The sequence below is a fragment of the Vogesella amnigena genome, from assembly GCF_042648905.1.
Classification (GTDB): Bacteria; Pseudomonadota; Gammaproteobacteria; order Burkholderiales; family Chromobacteriaceae; genus Vogesella; species Vogesella amnigena.
Genome location: NZ_JBHRYH010000046.1, coordinates 169,808 through 184,882 on the forward strand (window position 1 = coordinate 169,808; position 15,075 = coordinate 184,882).

Consider the following 15,075-nt stretch of genomic DNA (forward strand, 5'->3'; position numbering starts at 1 on the left):
CCACCATGCTCTACTTCGAAGACCTCACTCCCGGGCTGCGCTTTCACACCGCTAGCCTGACCATCGACACCCAGGCCATCCAGGAGTTTGCCGGGCAGTTTGATCCGCAGCACTTCCACCTGGATCACGACAGCGCACAGGACAGCGTGTTCCAGGGCCTGGCCGCCAGTGGCTGGCATACCAGCAGCCTGACCATGCGCCTGGTGGTGCAGAGCGAGTTCGGCCGCAGCGTGGCCGGCGGCCTGGTGGGCATGGGCGTGGACAAGATGCGCTGGCCGCGGCCAACCCGCGCCGGCGACACCTTGCAGGCCACCATCGAAGTGTTGTCCGCCAAGCGCTCCGGCTCGCAGCCCGAGTTTGGTGTGGTGAAACTGCGCTGGACCACCGACAACCAGCACGGCGAGGAGCTGATGTCGCTGGAAACCGCCATCTGGGTACCGCTGCGTCAGCCCTGAGCGTCTATACCTCGGGCACAAAAAAACCGCCGCCCTGAAACAGGTACGGCGGTTTTTTTCATGGCCGGCCATCTTGCAGCCGGCAGCAGTCAGCACTCAGTGGCGCGCATCCTGCCACTTGCGGTAATCGCGGGTCAGCTTGTCCAGATCGGATGCCGCCCCTTCCAGTTGCAAGGAACTTTCCAGCACCGCATCGGCCGAGGCGATATTCTGCTCGCCAAGGGCCGCCAGCTGCTCTACCGAAGCCGCCACCTGGTGCATGGAAGACGACTGCGTCGCCATCTGCTCCACCAGGGTGTGGGCAAATTCGCGTGCCTGGTCGGCTACCGACAACAGGTTCTGCAGATGCCCGGCCGCCTGGCGGATCTCGTCACTAACATGCCCCACCTCGGTCACCGACTGATCCATGGTGTTGCTGACCCCTTCGGTGATCGACACGATCTGGCCCACCGTCTCGGTAATGCCGTCGGTCGCCTGTGCGGTACGTTCCGCCAGTTTGCGCACTTCGTCGGCCACCACGGCAAAACCACGGCCGGTTTCGCCGGCACGTGCGGCTTCAATGGCCGCATTCAGCGCCAGCAGGTTGGTCTGCTCGGCGATTTCGTGGATCAGCTCGGTCATATTGCTGATCTTGCCCATTGCCTGCTCCAGCTGCTGCAGATCGGTCTTGGAACGATGCACGGAATCCACCGCCTGCTCCGCCGCCCGCGCTGCCAGCCCCATCACGGCCTGGCCGGTAGTGGCCGCCTGACGGGTAGCATCGGCCCCCTGCTCACTCTGCGCCGCCATGGCGCTGACCTGCTCCACCGTACCGCTGATTTCTTCCATGCTGGCGCTGATCTGTTGCAGCCCGGAGCCCTGCTCGCGGGCACGCGCCACCACACCTTCCACTTCGTGGCTCAGGCGTTTGGCCTGCTCGTAGGTCATGCCGCCAGCCGACAGGGTATCCGCCACCAGTGCGCGCATATGCAGACGCAGCGCTTCCAGGCTATCCATCATCGCGCCCAGCTTCCCGCCCAGATGCGTGCGCAGCGGATGATCCAGCCGGCCTTCCGCCAGGGTAAGGAAACCCTGATGGATACGATCCATCACACAGCCCTCACGCCGGCGCCACCACAGCGATGCCGCCACCAGGCCAAGGAAACAGCCCGCCGCCGCCGCTTGTCGCAGCCAGTCAGATACTCCCGGCCATACTGCGGCCAACAGCAGGCCGGTGCTGAATACACCGGTGAGGGCAAAGCCGATGCGCCCTGCATCCTGGCGCTTACCCAATGCCTTCAGCGTGGACGGCATGCTCGCCTGTTGCTCTCGCAGCAGCTTATAGAATGCCTCGGCAGCGGCCACCTCTTCCCGCTTGGGCGTGCTGCGCACCGAGATGTAGCCTACCAGCTTGCCATGCTCGGTTACCGGGGTGACATACGCCTCCACCCAGTAGAAATCACCATTCTTGGCGCGATTCTTTACCAGCCCACGCCAGGGCTTGCCTTCCTTGATGGTGTCCCACAAGTCAGCAAAGGCTACTGGCGGCATGTCCGGATGGCGCACGATGTTGTGGTTGCGACCGAGCAGTTCCTCTTCGGTGTAGCCACTGATATCGATAAACGCACGATTGGCGTAGGTGATAGCGCCCTTCAGATCTGTCTTGGTAACAATGGGACGCGCCGGGTCAAGAAACCGCTCGCTATCCGTCACGGGCATATTTATTTTCATAACTGATTCTTATCAATTGATGCGTGTCGACAATAAGATTATCAAATAATGCAAACTATTCACACAAAATTCCGGCCACGTCTTGGATATAGCCGACCAAACCGGTGGCCGCCAAAGTGAAAACGCCTTGATTTACCTCACGAAACCCCAAATCAGCCACCCGACAAGTGCACAGCAAAGCGGGGCGCAACCGCCACAGTTGTGGCCGTTACACCCCGCCAGCGCCGGACAATGATTGACCGACGCAACCTGCCAGAACCGCGTTACACCACGATCATCTCCACCTCGCGCAGCGCCGCCAGCGTAGCACCGCCGGCATAACTCACCGATGACTGCAGGTCTTCCTTCAGTTCCACCAGCAGCCGGGCCATCGAGCCCTTGTACTCCACCAGGATCTTCTTGCCTTCCACGTTCTTGTATTCACCCTTGTTGAACTGCGAGGCACTGCCGAAGTATTCCTTGTAATGCTTGCCATTGATCTCGACGATTTCACCCGCCGACTCGTCGTAGCCGGCAAACAGCGACCCAGCCATCACCATGCTGGCGCCACATGCCAGCGCCTTGGCCACATCGCCATGCTCGACGATGCCGCCATCGGCAATCACCGGCACGGATACCGCGGCGGCACAGTCGCGCACGGTAGAGATCATCGGGCGGTGGAAGCCGGTCTTGTTCTTGGTGATGCACACCCTGCCGCCGGCAATGCCGGCCTTGATGGCATCACAACCCCAGGCCTCCAGCTCACGCGCGGCCTCGGCGGTGGCGATATTGCCGCCAATCAGGAAACTGCCGGGAAACTGGCTCTTGACGTGCCGAATCATGCGCTCGGCCTTGACACACCAGGCATTGGCCACGTCCAGCGTAATGTACTCCGGGGTCAGACCAGCTGCCTGCAATGCGGCCAACTGCTCCAGCGTGTCGTCATTCACCCCGATACTGATGGAGGCGAACAGACCCTTCTGCTGCATGTCGCGCACAAAGCCGACCGTATCCACATTGAAGCGGTGCATGGTGTAAAACCAGCCGTGGCGGGCAAAGTACTCGCAGGTTTCGGCATCCACCACGCTTTTCATATTGGAGGCATACAGCGGCATGTCGAAGCGACGCGGGCCGAATTGCACCGAGGTATCGCATTGCTTGCGACTGTCGACGACGGTTTTCCGCGGAACCAGATAAACATCGCCGTAATTGAGTTCGTGCTTGAACATATTGGTGTGCTCCATATTGCATTCAGGGTGGCATGCCGCCGTTCCGGAATAGCGACATATAAAACTGGGGGCCCCAAATAAAAAGCGGAAGCCACCCGGCTTCCGCTTGCAATTTTCCCTGCGCTTGCCCCGCAGGGGGTTCGCACACAAACCTTGTCAATCTACTGACCACCCCAGGTGCCGTCAAGCGCTTTTTCCGGCGCTCAATTATCCAGCCACTGCAAGATGCCGCGCCAGGCCTCCAGGTCACGCGCGGCACGCGATGCCGGCAAATCAAACAGCGTCATGCCGTTGGCCGCAGCCTGCACATACAGCTGGGTATCGCGCAACCAGCCCAGCACCGGCACCTCCAGCTCGGCCAGGAACTGCTGCAGATCCCGTGCCGACTTGGTGCGCGGATCCACCCGCATGCCCACCACCCCGACAAATGCGCGCTGCTTGCGCACCACCTTTTCCTGCAACAGCTGCGCCAGGAATTCCCGACTGGCCCACATATCGAACGGCGATGGCTGGATCGGCACGATCACCCTATCCACCTTGCCAAGCAATGCGGCCAGCTTCTTGCCCTGCAAGCCGGCCGGGCTATCCAGCACCACTACCTGGGTACCTTTCGGCGGCTTGGCCGGCTCGCCCGGCGCTACCTGCCAGCCGGAAATACAGGGCAGCGGCGATGGCCGGTTGGCCAGCCAGGACAGCGAGGATTGCTGCTTGTCGACATCTCCCAGCATCACCCGCGACCCCTGGGCAGCATAGAAACCGGCCAGATTGGTCGCCAGAGTCGATTTGCCACTGCCTCCCTTGGGATTCGCAACCAGAATCGAATACGCCATACTGCGTCTCTTGCCTCTTTATCTCTTTGTCTTATTGTGACCTACGCCATGCAATGTAACACGCCCACCTCTTTCGCCGCCCTGCTTTTCGATATGGACGGCCTGATGATCGATACCGAGTCACTGTCGGCCCTGGCCTGGCAACAGGCGGCCGCGGCACTGGATATTCCACTGCAGCAAGCGCATCTCGACGCCATGGTTGGCCTGGCCATGCCACTGTGCCTGCACTATCTGACCGAAGAGCTGGGCGATGCACAACAGGCTCAGCAACTGGAAGCTCAGAGTCGCCAGCAGTACCACCAGGCGCTGCACCAGCAGACCATTCCACTCAAGCCCGGCATCACCGAGCTGCTGGACTGGTGCCATCACCACGGCATTGCACGCGCCGTTGGCACCGCCACGCAGCGCCAGCTGGCCGACATCAAGCTGGGGCGCACCGGCCTGGCCCGCTATTTCGAGCATACCGTTGCCGGTGACGAGGTGGCTCGCTGCAAACCCGCCCCGGATGTCTACCTGCAGGCCGCGCACCGACTGGGAGTGGCACCGGAGCACTGCATCGTGCTGGAAGATTCGCCGTATGGCGCCCAGGCCGCGCTGGCGGCCAACATGCGGGTAATCATCGTGCCGGACATGCTGCAACCGCCCGGAGAAATAGCAAAACAGGCCCTGGCCGTATGCCAGGACCTGTTCGAGGCCCGAGGGCTGCTGCAGACACTGCTCAACCTGCCGCGTTGATACGCTCCACCAGCTGGGCCAGCGCTGTCGCCGCCTGATCGTTATCCACCTGGCAGGTGCCGGCAGCCTCATGGCCGCCACCGCCGTACTCCAGCATCAGCGCGCCGATATTGCTGCGGCTGCTGCGATCGATGATGGACTTGCCGGTCGCCAGCACGGTGTTCTGCTTGTTCAGGCCCCACATGACGTGAATCGACACCTTGGCCTGCGGAAACAGCGCATAGATGGCGAAACGGTTGATAGGGTGAATCACCTCTTCGTTGCGCAAATCCAGCACCACCACATGGCCCTGCTGCGTGGCGCAGCGTCGCAACTGCTCCTTGGCCTGGATTTCGTGCTCGAAGTACAGTTCCACCCGTTCGCGCACATCCGGCAGCGCCAGAATTTCGTCAATGCTGTGGTTACGGCAGTACTGGATGAGATCCATCATCAGCGCGTAGTTGCTGATGCGAAAATCGCGGAAGCGGCCCAGCCCGGTACGCGCATCCATCAGGTAGTTCAGCAACACCCAGCCCTTGGGGTTGAGAATTTCCTCCAGTGAAAACTGTGCCGAATCGGCCTTGTCCACGGCCGTCATCATGTCGGTGGCAATATTCGGAAAACGCTCGCTGCCACCGTAGTAGTTGTACACCACGCGCGCCGCGGAAGGCGCCGCCGGGTCGATCACATGATTGGCGTGCCCGCCCTCGTTGCGCAGCGTTTCGGAAAAGTGGTGATCAAAGGCCAGATGGGCTCCCGGCACATACGGCAAGTTGGTGGTAATGTCGAACGGACCGATATCCACCTTGCCATCCTGCATGTCCTTGGGGTGCACGAACTTGATATCGTCGATCAGTCCCAGCTCGTTCAACAACACCGCGCATACCAGCCCGTCGAAGTCGCTACGCGTTACCAGTCGGTATTTCCTGTCTGCCATGTCTCCCCCTTTGGGATTATCTGTTGTGTCTTGCCGGCCATGACTACACCCACCCATGCCAGCCACCCGGATTGTGCTATCACCCAGCGGTAAATCTCTATGACAATAGTCATGTCTGGCCTGCCTGAACAGCATTATCGCCAGCAAGCTTGAACAAATGTTCGGGCTGCCAGTCACACTTGTGCTGCCCTGTAGCTGACCCCATAATCCGCCACATGAAATTCCTTACCGACCTCTTCCCCGTCATGCTGTTCTTTGGTGCCTACTGGCTCACCAAGGACATGTTTCTGGCCACCGGCATCGCCATCGGCGCCACCATCGTTACCGTTGGCCTGGCCTGGATCAAACACCGCAAGGTGGACACCATGCAGTGGATCAGCCTGGCGCTGATCACGGTCATGGGTGGTGCCACCCTCCTGCTGCACGACAAGCACTTCATCATGTGGAAGCCCACGGTACTGTACTGGCTGATGGGTGGCGGCCTGCTGATCGGCCAGTTCACCGGTCGCATCGGCATGCGTTCGCTGATGGGCAGCCAGATCAGCCTGCCCGAAGCCACCTGGAAAAAACTCAATCTAGCCTGGATTGTCTTCTTCCTGACCCTGGGCGCGCTCAACCTGCTGGTTGCCTATCGCTTCAGCGAAGAGGTCTGGGTCAACTTCAAGCTATTCGGCGGCTTTGGCCTGATGATCCTGTTTGTCATCGCCCAGAGCCTGTACCTGTCCAAATACATCGAGGAAACGCACTGATGCTGTATGCGATTACCGGCCAGGATGTGCCGGACTCCCTGACCCAGCGCCTGGCGGCCCGCCCGGCGCACCTGGAGCGCCTGCAGGCACTGCAGGCTGCCGGGAGACTGTTGCTGGCAGGCCCCTTTCCTGCCATCGACAGCAATGACCCCGGCCCTGCCGGCTTCAGCGGCAGCCTGATCGTCGCCGAATTCGACAGCCTGGAAGCTGCGCAGCAATGGGCAGATGCCGACCCCTACGTTGCCGCCGGCGTCTACGCCTCGGTAAGCGTCAAGCCGTTCCGCAAGGTGCTGCCGGCATGAGCGACATCACCAAGCTGCTGGAACAGCGCCTGCAGACACTGAACCCGTTACAGCTGCACATCACCGACGACAGTGCCGCACACGCCGGCCATGCCGGTGCCAAATCCGGCGGCCACTTCGACCTGCTGATCGTGGCGGCGGCCTTTGCCGGCAAAAGCCGCCTGCAGCGCCAGCGCATGGTATATGACGCAGTGGGCGACCTGGCCCAGCTGCGCATTCACGCGCTGTCGATGCGCACCCTTACTCCCGAAGAAATCTGATCCATGAAACTCACTTGCAAACTGCTGGCGGTCGCCGCCCTGGCAGCTGCGGCCAACCTTGCCGCTGCCGCCCCCATTGCCACCGTGAACGGCGTGGCCATCGACAAAACCCTGCTGGACCAGGCCGTAAGCCAGGTGATCCGCGACAGCAATGGCCGCGCCCAGGACACTCCCGCGCTGCGCGAAGAACTGCGCCAGTCGCTGATCAGCCGCGAACTGGTACTGCAAGCCGCAGTTCGCGGTGGCCTGGATAAAAGCACCGAATTCACCACCGCCCTGGAAAATGCACGCAAGAATCTGCTGGAGCAGGCTTTCTTTGCCGCGGCCGTGAAAAACCGCCCGGTCAGCGATGCCCAGGTACAGGCGGAATACGACCGCTACGCCAGCCAGTTCAAGGGCACCAAGGAAGTTCTGGTGCACCAGATCGTGCTGGCAGATGAGGCCGGCGCCAACAAGGTGATTGCCGAGCTGAAGAAAGGCGCCAAATTCGACGCGCTGGTGAAACTGTCGGTAGACGTGAACAGCCGCAACCGCGGCGGCGACATGGGCTGGGGCAACCTTGCCGCGCTGGAGCCTTCGCTGGCAGAGGCGCTGAAAACCATTGCCAAGGGGCAGACCAGCGACAAGCCATACAAGTCACCCCTGGGCTGGCACGTATTCCGCATTGATGATGTACGCGACGGCAAGCCGGTGCCGCTGGAAAACCTCAAGCCGCGCATTGTGCAAGACCTGCAGAACAAAGCCATTCAGGATGCCATTGGCGAACTGCGCCAGAAGGCAAACATTCAATAACCCAACTGAAAGCCAGTAATGAACAAGCGATTCAAGCAGACCCTGATTGCCCTCGCCCTGACCACGACCGCCGGCATCGCAGCCGCCGCCCCGAGCGTGAATGGCGTCGCCATCAGCCAGCAGCGTGTTGATGCCGTAGTCAAGATGATGGAAGCACAGGGCCAGCCTGCCAGCCCGCAGATGGCGCAGATGGTAACAGAGCAGCTGGTAACGGCCGAAGTGCTGCGCCAGGAGGCCGTGAAGAAAGGCATGGATAAATCCGCCGACTTCCTGGCCGAAATGGAAAATGCCCAGGCCATGGCGCTGGCCAACCGCTACATCAAGGAATACATCCGCACCAACCCGGTAACCGATGCCCTGCTGAAGGCCGAGTACGACAAGGTGAAAGCGGAATTCCCGGAAAAGAAAAGCTACCACGCACGCCACATCCTGGTAGCGACCGAAGCGGAAGCCAAGGCCGTACTGGAAGCCCTGAAGAAAGGCAAACCGTTCGCCCAGCTGGCAAAAGAAAAATCCCAAGACCCGGGCAGCAAGAACAATGGTGGCGATCTGGGCTGGCAGGAACCGGCAACCTTCGTTCCCGAGTTCTCCGGTGCCATGGTGAAACTGGCCAAGGGCCAGGTTAGTGCCACCCCGGTGAAGACCCAGTTCGGTTTCCACATCATCAAGCTGGATGACGTGAAAGTGGAGGCTGCACCGTCCGTGGAGCAACTGCGTCCGCAACTGGAGCAGCGCATCCAGTCGCAACGCATCGAAGAACTGATCAAGACCCTGAAAGCCAAGGCCAAGATCCAGTAATCGCCAGTTATCGAAACCGGCAGCCGGGTGCAGTCATCATTCCCGGCAACAACAACCCCCTGGCGCCCCCAGGGGGTTGTTGCACATAGTACGTACCGACCACCGAAATCTGCCGCCAACCGGCTACAGGCTTGCATTTCATGCCGCATGGGGGTATCACGACAAATGACACCAGTCCGCGCTGTCAGTGCCGGCCACCATCTTGCCTGGCGCAGAAGCCAGCGCATGTCGCCGTTTCCTCACCCAGGAGCTGCCGTCATGTCGCGCTATCAGTCCAAAGCTGCTTATCTCGAAATTCGTGCCGAAGTGCGCAGCAATATCCTTGCCGGCAAACCCATGCCGCGCTGCCGCCCGGAAGACGTACGCAACGCCAATGCCCGCCGCGAAATCGAGCGACGGCGTATGGAACGGGAATCCAAGGAATAAGTTGCGACCTCTTGGCCGGCCGCGTTCAAACCGGTTTGACGGGCCTATCGGTGGCTTGCCACAGATAGTAAATATCCCACTGCTCTTCGTGAGTCGGTACAAAGCCGCAATGCCGGTAAAACCGGTTGGAGGGGCTGTCTCGCAAGGCATTCAGCCGTATCGGCATGCCGACAGCCGCTGCTTCGGCCTGCAGCTGGCGCAACGCCCAGCCGCCCACCCCACGGCCCTGATATTGTGGCGCCACATACAGATGCTCCAGCAGGCAGCAACCCTCCGCCTGACGCATAGCGGCAAAACCGACCCGCTCACCAGCACACAGCATCCAGCGCGCCGCATCCGGGATGAAGCGCGCGGCAAAGCGCTGCCGCGAACGCTCCGGATCGTAAATGCCCAGTGCCTCCAGGCTTGGACGCATCGCCGCCAGGCGCAACTGGTGCAGCGCCTCGAAATCGTCGGCCACTACCGGTTGCCATGCATACATAGCACCTCCTCAAGCAGCAAGGACTAGCCTTCCAGCTGGCGCACCCGCTCAAACAGGCATACCGTGGCCGCCATGGCCACGTTCAGGGATTCGGCATGCCCCGGCATCGGAATGCGCACCCGTGTGTCGGCCTGGGCAAGCACCTCGGCACTGACACCACTGCCCTCATTGCCAAAGACAAAGGCCACCGCGCCGCTCAGGTCTTCACCATATAGCGAGACACTGCCTTCCAGATGGGTAACCAGCTTGCGCCCGGGCCATGCGGCCAACACTGCCGGCAAATCCTGCGCTTCATGAATATTGAGAAAGAAATGCGCCCCCATGCCGGCACGCAGCACCTTGGGCGAGTACACATCGACACAACCCCTGGACAAGAACACCTCGCGCACGTTGGCCGCAGCGGCACAACGCAGAATGGTGCCCAGATTGCCCGGATCCTGCACATCGTCCAGCATCACGCAGGCGGCGCCAGCGGCCACGGCGCGCGGCTCTGGGCGCATGCACAGCGTCAGCACCTCTGATGGCGTACTCAGCGCGGTAACCTTGCCCAACACAGCGGCAGTCACCAGCTGGCAACGCCGTGAATCCACGGCAGCCAGCAAGGACAACAGCTCAGCCTTGCCGGCTGCCTGTTCGTTGACATACACCGCGTGCGGCTGCCAGCCAGCAGCCAGCGCCGCCTGCAGCAGATGTATGCCTTCCAGCACCACCACACCTTGCTTGCGCCGCTCGCGCGCGTTCTCCAGCAGGCGGGCCAACTGCTTCATCTCATCGTTGGCCGCCGAAGTAATATGTTTGTGGAATGTCATTTACAGTGCAATTTGCGATACCCGCGCCACGGTTTCCTTGAAGCGCTGATAGGTACCATCTTCGATAGGTTTGTTGCTGCGGAAGTTGTCCACCACGAACACCCCCGCCAGTTTGTGGCCGGTGAATACCGACATGGCGGCAAATGCGCCATTGCCGAGCAGGGACAGGAACTCGTCGCCGTAGCGGTGCGCCAGTTGCGTGCGCGCACCAACCGGGGCGTGGAAGCTCTGTGGCTTGCTGGCCAGCAGGTTGAAAAAGCAGCCAGGCTCCAGCGACACCACCTGCTTGCGCAGGGGATCATGATCATCCAGCCCCACCTGGTAGCGCATGCGCAAGGTGTGCGTGGGCTGGTCGTAGCGCAGAAAGAACACGCGCTCCAGCTTGAGATCATTGGCGAAATGGCGAATCGATTCACGCAGCGCCAGTTCCAGCTGCTCCTCGCCACTAAGGACAGCAGCCGGCTGTGCCGTTGGCGCCACCGGAAACGGCCCTTCGCGCCACAGAAAGGCACGCGCGGGATAGGTGTAACCGCGCGAACGCGGATTCCTGGCCACGCGCAAGGTGGCATCGCGTACGGCGGCATGCGCCACTTCCGGCGTGCAGCCGATCAAACGTGCAGCTGCGTCGATGCCGATCTGCCACTGCGGACGCCACCAGCCCTGATCCACGCCGTTGGCGGTGGCAATCGCCAGCTTCAGCAGTTGCTTGCGGCGACTGGCACTGCTGCTATCCAGCGTTGCCAGCAGCCCGCTTGGCAGCGACAAGCGCTGGATGAACTGTTCCAGCAGCTTCGGGTAATCCATGGCAAAGACTTCGGACACTTCCTGCAGCAAGGGGCGCTGCGGTTCGCGATTGCGATAGATCAGGTACAAGCAGGCCGGCAGGTTATATACCAGCGCGGCAATAAAGCAGTCCTGCACCCGGGTTTCGCCAATCAGCGCCAGCCATTCCTTGACCAGAAACGCCGCCACCCTGCCCTTGCCCAGCCACTGCCCCAGCGCGTCGATCACCTCCGGGTCCAGCTTGCCGCGGCTCACCATCAGCGCCTGCACATTGCCAAAGCGCTTCTGCACCGTTTCCAGGCCCAGCAGCATCAGCATCTGCTCAACGGTAGGATTGGACTCGCTACGCTGCAGGGCACTGGAGGTGCCCACCATGCGCAGCAGATCCAGCAGCAGGAAGGGGTCGGACAACACCAGGTTGGCCAACTCGGAAAACGCCAGCTCATCCTGATGACGCATCATCATCTGCCGCACCTGCACCGCCGTGTCCGGCAATACCGGCCAGCGGTTTTCATTCAGGGAGGAGAGCCAGTTAGCAAGTTCCATGCGGACGACGCCAGATCAAGAGTTCGGTTTGCAGCATGCCAGACAGGGCAACGCGCTCCTGCGGCTGCACCCCTTGTATCATAAAAGAGTTACTCACCAGCATGGCATCGGGATGGCATTGCTGCTGGAATTGCTGCCACACCCGTGCCATCGGCGCCGGTGACAGAAAAGCGTGCACCACGTCGAATGCGGACCAGTCATAGCGCCAGAAGCTGCCGTAATGCAACTGCACATTCTGCGGCCGCCCTGCCCGCAGATAGCGCAGGCGGCTCCATAGCCACGGCAGCAGCGCATTCTCGATACCACACAGCTGCAGATCCTGTCGTCTGGCAGCAAGACCCAGCACGACACGGCCATCGCCACTGCCAAGGTCCAGCACCCGCGCGGCTTCCGGCAGGCACTCCGCCAGGCGGGCAATGCTTTCGTTTGATGACAGATACAGCGGCACGCGCTCGGTCAGCGCATTGCGTGACAGGGCAAACAGCAGCAGCAAGCCGGCCAGATAAACCCAGGAAGGCAGCTGCCAGCCCAACGCCAGCACCACCAGCGGCATGAACAGCGCCGGTAGCCAGGCGGCCATGCCGCGCCAACCCTGCCAGCGCCCCAGCAACAACACCAACGCGGACTGCAACACAGCCCAATGCAGCGGCTGCGTCAGCGGCGCCACAAAAAACCAGGCCAGCAATGCGGCCAACAGCTGCGTCAGCAGCAGGCGCACCAGACGCCACCGCTGCATGCTAGTGGCCCTGTGGCGCGGCGGCGGCGGCCGCGGCTACCGGTGCCGAGGCTTCCTCGCCCTGCTGGCCACCATCGGTGCGGATCCGGTCCTCGGCCTCCTTGGTCAGGATCACGATGGCAATGCGCCGGTTTTCCGAGCTGAATACATTCTGCTTGTTGATCGGGTCGGCAGCCCCCAGACCCACCACGCGCAGCACTTTTTCATCCAGCATGCCACCAGCCACCATCTCGCGGCGCGCAGCATTGGCACGGTCGGCGGACAGCTCCCAGTTGGTATAGCCGGCGGCGCTACCCGGAAAGCGGTTGGCGTCGGTATGCCCGGAAATACTGATTTTGTTATCGATATCATTCAGCTCGCGGCCGATCTGCTGCAGGATCAGCCTGGTGTGCTCCAGCGGCACAAAGCCACCCGACTGGAACATCGGCCGGTTCTGCTCATCGATGATCATGATGCGCAGGCCATCCGGCGTCATTTCCATGCGAATCTGGTTCTGCAGCGCCTTCAACGCATCATTTTTGCTCAGCGTCATATCCAGCTTCTGCTGAATGCGCTGCTGCAACATCCTCATCCGCTGCTTGTCCTGCTCGCCGCGCCCCTTTTTCTGGTCTGTCTGCTCGCGCGGGCTGCCCTTGGAGACCACGCCGGTAGACTTGGTGAGATCGGTGCCACCGCCCTTGATCACCGAGGTGGAAGCACCAGTACCCTCACCGCCTTGCAGGGCGGTCTTCAGCGGGGACTTGAAATAGTCGGAAATGCCGGCCAGGATGCCGCTGGAAGTAGAGCCCAACAGCCACATCAGCAAAAAAAACGCCATCATGGCAGTAACGAAGTCGGCATAGGCGATCTTCCACGCGCCACCGTGGTGACCGTGCCCGCCTTTCTTGATTTTCTTGACGACGATGGGGCGTTGCGATTCGTCAGCCATGCTGCCTGCCTTTGTCGGGTTGCGCTGCGGGCGCCGGGTTGGCCGCAGCCGTGTGCGTAGGGTTCAGTACGATAGCGCTGCCAGAGCAATGCACATGCTTTCGCTATCGACTGAGATTAGTATGAATAGAAAAAGCGGGTTTGATTGTATCAAAACCCGCTTTTTACTGCTTGTCGACTGCTGACTATCAGGCCAGACCGCGCTCGCGCAGTTTTTTCTCGAAAGTTTCCACACTGCGGGCGGCAGTACCCAGCATGGTATCGATCTCGGCCTTGGTGATCACCAGCGGCGGTGCCGACACCATATGGTCACCGCAGGCACGCATGATCAGGTTGTTGCCGAAGAAGATATCGCGGCACATGGTGCCCATCTCGCCCCAGTTGTCGAACAGCTCGCGAGTGGCCTTGTTCTTCACCAGGGTGAATGCCTGAATCAACCCTACCCCACGCACATCGTCCACATGCTCGAACTGGCCGAAAGTCTCGCGCCAGCGCTGCTGCATGTAGGGGCCGGTTTCTTCCTTCACGCGCTGCACGATACCTTCGTCACGCAGCGCCTTGACGTTGGCGTGCGCCACGGCGGCGGCCACCGGGTGACCGGAGTAGGTGAAGCCGTGATTGAAATCACCACCAGCAGCGATCGTTGCCGCCACATCATTGCCCACGAATACCGCGCCGATCGGCAGATAGCCGGAGGACAGACCCTTGGCGGTGGTAAAGATGTCCGGCTTGAAGCCGAAGTGCTGCTGACCGAACCATTCGCCGGTACGGCCAAAACCGCAGATCACCTCGTCAGCCACCAGCAGGATGTCGTACTTGCGGCAGATGCGCTCGATCTCCGGCCAGTAGGTGGACGGCGGAATGATCACGCCGCCGGCGCCCTGGATCGGCTCGCCCACGAAAGCGGCAACCTTGTCGGCGCCGATTTCCAGAATCTTGTCTTCCAGCCAGCGGGCTGCAGCCACGCCGAACTCTTCCGGCGTCATGTCCTTGCCGTGCTTGTAATACCACGGCTGTTCGATATGGGCGATGCCCGGAATCGGCAGCTCGCCCTGCTCGTGCATATAGGTCATGCCACCCAGCGAAGCGCCACCAATGGTGGAGCCGTGATAGCCGTTCCAGCGACCGATCAGGGTTTTCTTCTGCGGCTTGCCCTTCACGTCCCAGTAGCGACGCACCATGCGGATCATGGTATCCACCGACTCGGAGCCGGAGTTGGTGTAGAACACGTGATCGAAACCGGCCGGCGCCACTTGCGCCAGCAGGTGCGACAACTCCACCACGGCCGGGTGGGAAGTCTTGAAGAAAGTATTGTAGTAGGCCAGTTCGTCCATCTGGCGCTTGGCGACTTCAGACAGATCCTTGCGGCCGTAACCGATATTCACGCACCACAGACCGGCCATGCCGTCGGTGATCTTGTTACCTTCGCTATCCCATAGATAGATACCGTCGGCGTGGGTGATCATGCGCACGCCCTGCTCATTCAGCGAAGCGGTGTCGGTGAACGGATGCAGGTGATGTGCTGCGTCCAGTTCGCGCCACTGAGCGGTGCTGCGTTGTTGCTGCGTCATTTCTACTCTCCTGGATGAAGCGCCCGCGGCCGGGTTGGCCG

At 61.1% G+C, this 15,075-nt stretch carries 18 protein-coding genes; 8 read left to right on the forward strand and 10 right to left on the reverse strand.

The genetic code is table 11. From position 1 onward, the window contains the following. Positions 1–5 precede the first annotated feature (5 nt). On the forward strand, positions 6–455 hold the full coding sequence (locus ACFOKJ_RS16515) for a MaoC family dehydratase (protein ID WP_390281663.1): 450 nt from the start codon (positions 6–8) through the stop codon (positions 453–455). Between the two features lie 96 nt (positions 456–551). Here ACFOKJ_RS16515 and ACFOKJ_RS16520 read toward each other — a convergent pair whose 3' ends face one another. From ACFOKJ_RS16520 to ACFOKJ_RS16530, 3 genes are all read right to left on the reverse strand, one after another. Continuing rightward, complete coding sequence (locus ACFOKJ_RS16520; RefSeq protein WP_390281664.1) at positions 552–2,153, reverse strand: methyl-accepting chemotaxis protein; 1,602 nt, start codon at positions 2,151–2,153, stop codon at positions 552–554. 275 nt (positions 2,154–2,428) lie between these two features. Further along, positions 2,429–3,373, reverse strand: a complete 945-nt coding sequence (locus ACFOKJ_RS16525) for a GMP reductase (protein ID WP_390281666.1) — start codon at positions 3,371–3,373, stop codon at positions 2,429–2,431. Between the two features lie 203 nt (positions 3,374–3,576). Next, the gene (locus ACFOKJ_RS16530; protein WP_390281668.1) at positions 3,577–4,203 is read right to left on the reverse strand and encodes a nucleotide-binding protein; all 627 of its coding nucleotides are present in this window, start codon (positions 4,201–4,203) and stop codon (positions 3,577–3,579) included. A gap of 48 nt (positions 4,204–4,251) precedes the next feature. Between ACFOKJ_RS16530 and ACFOKJ_RS16535 the strand changes: the two genes are divergently transcribed. After that, complete coding sequence (locus ACFOKJ_RS16535) at positions 4,252–4,938, forward strand: HAD family hydrolase (RefSeq protein ID WP_390281669.1); 687 nt, start codon at positions 4,252–4,254, stop codon at positions 4,936–4,938. Here ACFOKJ_RS16535 and ACFOKJ_RS16540 read toward each other — a convergent pair. Next, on the reverse strand, positions 4,922–5,854 hold the full coding sequence (locus ACFOKJ_RS16540) for an exopolyphosphatase (RefSeq protein ID WP_390281671.1): 933 nt from the start codon (positions 5,852–5,854) through the stop codon (positions 4,922–4,924). The genes ACFOKJ_RS16535 and ACFOKJ_RS16540 overlap by 17 nt on opposite strands. A 215-nt stretch (positions 5,855–6,069) precedes the next feature. Here ACFOKJ_RS16540 and ACFOKJ_RS16545 point away from each other — a divergent pair, with 215 nt between their 5' ends. The 6 genes from ACFOKJ_RS16545 to ACFOKJ_RS16570 all read left to right on the forward strand — a co-directional run bounded on the left by ACFOKJ_RS16545 (position 6,070) and on the right by ACFOKJ_RS16570 (position 9,181). Next, positions 6,070–6,603, forward strand: coding sequence for a septation protein A (locus ACFOKJ_RS16545; RefSeq protein ID WP_390281673.1), 534 nt, complete (start codon positions 6,070–6,072; stop codon positions 6,601–6,603). Then, entirely contained in the window at positions 6,603–6,905 is a 303-nt protein-coding gene (locus ACFOKJ_RS16550; RefSeq protein ID WP_390281675.1) for a YciI family protein, read from the forward strand. The genes ACFOKJ_RS16545 and ACFOKJ_RS16550 overlap by 1 nt, the downstream gene beginning before the upstream one ends. Next, positions 6,902–7,165: a BolA family protein gene (locus ACFOKJ_RS16555; protein WP_390281677.1), complete on the forward strand. Its 264-nt coding sequence runs from the start codon at positions 6,902–6,904 to the stop codon at positions 7,163–7,165. Before ACFOKJ_RS16550 ends, ACFOKJ_RS16555 begins: the two co-directional genes overlap by 4 nt. Before the next feature lie 3 nt (positions 7,166–7,168). Further along, complete coding sequence (locus ACFOKJ_RS16560) at positions 7,169–7,957, forward strand: peptidylprolyl isomerase (protein ID WP_390281679.1); 789 nt, start codon at positions 7,169–7,171, stop codon at positions 7,955–7,957. Positions 7,958–7,975: 18 nt separating this feature from the next. Beyond that, on the forward strand, positions 7,976–8,755 hold the full coding sequence (locus ACFOKJ_RS16565; RefSeq protein WP_390281681.1) for a peptidylprolyl isomerase: 780 nt from the start codon (positions 7,976–7,978) through the stop codon (positions 8,753–8,755). A gap of 258 nt (positions 8,756–9,013) precedes the next feature. After that, positions 9,014–9,181 carry a hypothetical protein gene (locus ACFOKJ_RS16570; RefSeq protein WP_390281682.1) on the forward strand — a complete coding sequence of 56 codons (168 nt, stop codon included), beginning with the start codon at positions 9,014–9,016 and terminating at the stop codon, positions 9,179–9,181. A gap of 25 nt (positions 9,182–9,206) precedes the next feature. On the opposite strand, the gene ACFOKJ_RS16575 is transcribed toward ACFOKJ_RS16570, so the two are convergent. The 6 genes from ACFOKJ_RS16575 to ACFOKJ_RS16600 form a co-directional block, all read right to left on the reverse strand. Continuing rightward, on the reverse strand, positions 9,207–9,662 hold the full coding sequence (locus ACFOKJ_RS16575; protein ID WP_390281684.1) for a GNAT family N-acetyltransferase: 456 nt from the start codon (positions 9,660–9,662) through the stop codon (positions 9,207–9,209). 23 nt (positions 9,663–9,685) lie between these two features. Then, positions 9,686–10,471, reverse strand: coding sequence for a TrmH family RNA methyltransferase (locus ACFOKJ_RS16580; RefSeq protein WP_390281686.1), 786 nt, complete (start codon positions 10,469–10,471; stop codon positions 9,686–9,688). Beyond that, entirely contained in the window at positions 10,472–11,800 is a 1,329-nt protein-coding gene (locus ACFOKJ_RS16585) for an HDOD domain-containing protein (RefSeq protein ID WP_390281688.1), read from the reverse strand. Then, positions 11,787–12,536: an SAM-dependent methyltransferase gene (locus tag ACFOKJ_RS16590; RefSeq protein WP_390281689.1), complete on the reverse strand. Its 750-nt coding sequence runs from the start codon at positions 12,534–12,536 to the stop codon at positions 11,787–11,789. The genes ACFOKJ_RS16585 and ACFOKJ_RS16590 overlap by 14 nt, the downstream gene beginning before the upstream one ends. A 1-nt stretch (position 12,537) precedes the next feature. Then, on the reverse strand, positions 12,538–13,464 hold the full coding sequence (gene motB / locus ACFOKJ_RS16595; RefSeq protein ID WP_390281691.1) for a flagellar motor protein MotB: 927 nt from the start codon (positions 13,462–13,464) through the stop codon (positions 12,538–12,540). Between the two features lie 187 nt (positions 13,465–13,651). After that, entirely contained in the window at positions 13,652–15,034 is a 1,383-nt protein-coding gene (locus ACFOKJ_RS16600; protein ID WP_390281693.1) for an aspartate aminotransferase family protein, read from the reverse strand. Positions 15,035–15,075 lie beyond the last annotated feature (41 nt).

Excerpts from the sequence above, each read along its gene's own strand:
- ACFOKJ_RS16515 (WP_390281663.1), top strand. The coding sequence starts at position 6 with ATGCTCTACTTCGAAGACCTCACTCCCGGGCTGCGCTTTCACACCGCT.
- ACFOKJ_RS16520 (WP_390281664.1), bottom strand. The coding sequence starts at position 2,153 with ATGCCCGTGACGGATAGCGAGCGGTTTCTTGACCCGGCGCGTCCCATT.
- ACFOKJ_RS16525 (WP_390281666.1), bottom strand. The coding sequence starts at position 3,373 with ATGTTCAAGCACGAACTCAATTACGGCGATGTTTATCTGGTTCCGCGG.
- ACFOKJ_RS16530 (WP_390281668.1), bottom strand. The coding sequence starts at position 4,203 with ATGGCGTATTCGATTCTGGTTGCGAATCCCAAGGGAGGCAGTGGCAAA.
- ACFOKJ_RS16535 (WP_390281669.1), top strand. The coding sequence starts at position 4,252 with ATGCAATGTAACACGCCCACCTCTTTCGCCGCCCTGCTTTTCGATATG.
- ACFOKJ_RS16540 (WP_390281671.1), bottom strand. The coding sequence starts at position 5,854 with ATGGCAGACAGGAAATACCGACTGGTAACGCGTAGCGACTTCGACGGG.
- ACFOKJ_RS16545 (WP_390281673.1), top strand. The coding sequence starts at position 6,070 with ATGAAATTCCTTACCGACCTCTTCCCCGTCATGCTGTTCTTTGGTGCC.
- ACFOKJ_RS16550 (WP_390281675.1), top strand. The coding sequence starts at position 6,603 with ATGCTGTATGCGATTACCGGCCAGGATGTGCCGGACTCCCTGACCCAG.
- ACFOKJ_RS16555 (WP_390281677.1), top strand. The coding sequence starts at position 6,902 with ATGAGCGACATCACCAAGCTGCTGGAACAGCGCCTGCAGACACTGAAC.
- ACFOKJ_RS16560 (WP_390281679.1), top strand. The coding sequence starts at position 7,169 with ATGAAACTCACTTGCAAACTGCTGGCGGTCGCCGCCCTGGCAGCTGCG.
- ACFOKJ_RS16565 (WP_390281681.1), top strand. The coding sequence starts at position 7,976 with ATGAACAAGCGATTCAAGCAGACCCTGATTGCCCTCGCCCTGACCACG.
- ACFOKJ_RS16570 (WP_390281682.1), top strand. The coding sequence starts at position 9,014 with ATGTCGCGCTATCAGTCCAAAGCTGCTTATCTCGAAATTCGTGCCGAA.
- ACFOKJ_RS16575 (WP_390281684.1), bottom strand. The coding sequence starts at position 9,662 with ATGTATGCATGGCAACCGGTAGTGGCCGACGATTTCGAGGCGCTGCAC.
- ACFOKJ_RS16580 (WP_390281686.1), bottom strand. The coding sequence starts at position 10,471 with ATGACATTCCACAAACATATTACTTCGGCGGCCAACGATGAGATGAAG.
- ACFOKJ_RS16585 (WP_390281688.1), bottom strand. The coding sequence starts at position 11,800 with ATGGAACTTGCTAACTGGCTCTCCTCCCTGAATGAAAACCGCTGGCCG.
- ACFOKJ_RS16590 (WP_390281689.1), bottom strand. The coding sequence starts at position 12,536 with ATGCAGCGGTGGCGTCTGGTGCGCCTGCTGCTGACGCAGCTGTTGGCC.
- motB (WP_390281691.1), bottom strand. The coding sequence starts at position 13,464 with ATGGCTGACGAATCGCAACGCCCCATCGTCGTCAAGAAAATCAAGAAA.
- ACFOKJ_RS16600 (WP_390281693.1), bottom strand. The coding sequence starts at position 15,034 with ATGACGCAGCAACAACGCAGCACCGCTCAGTGGCGCGAACTGGACGCA.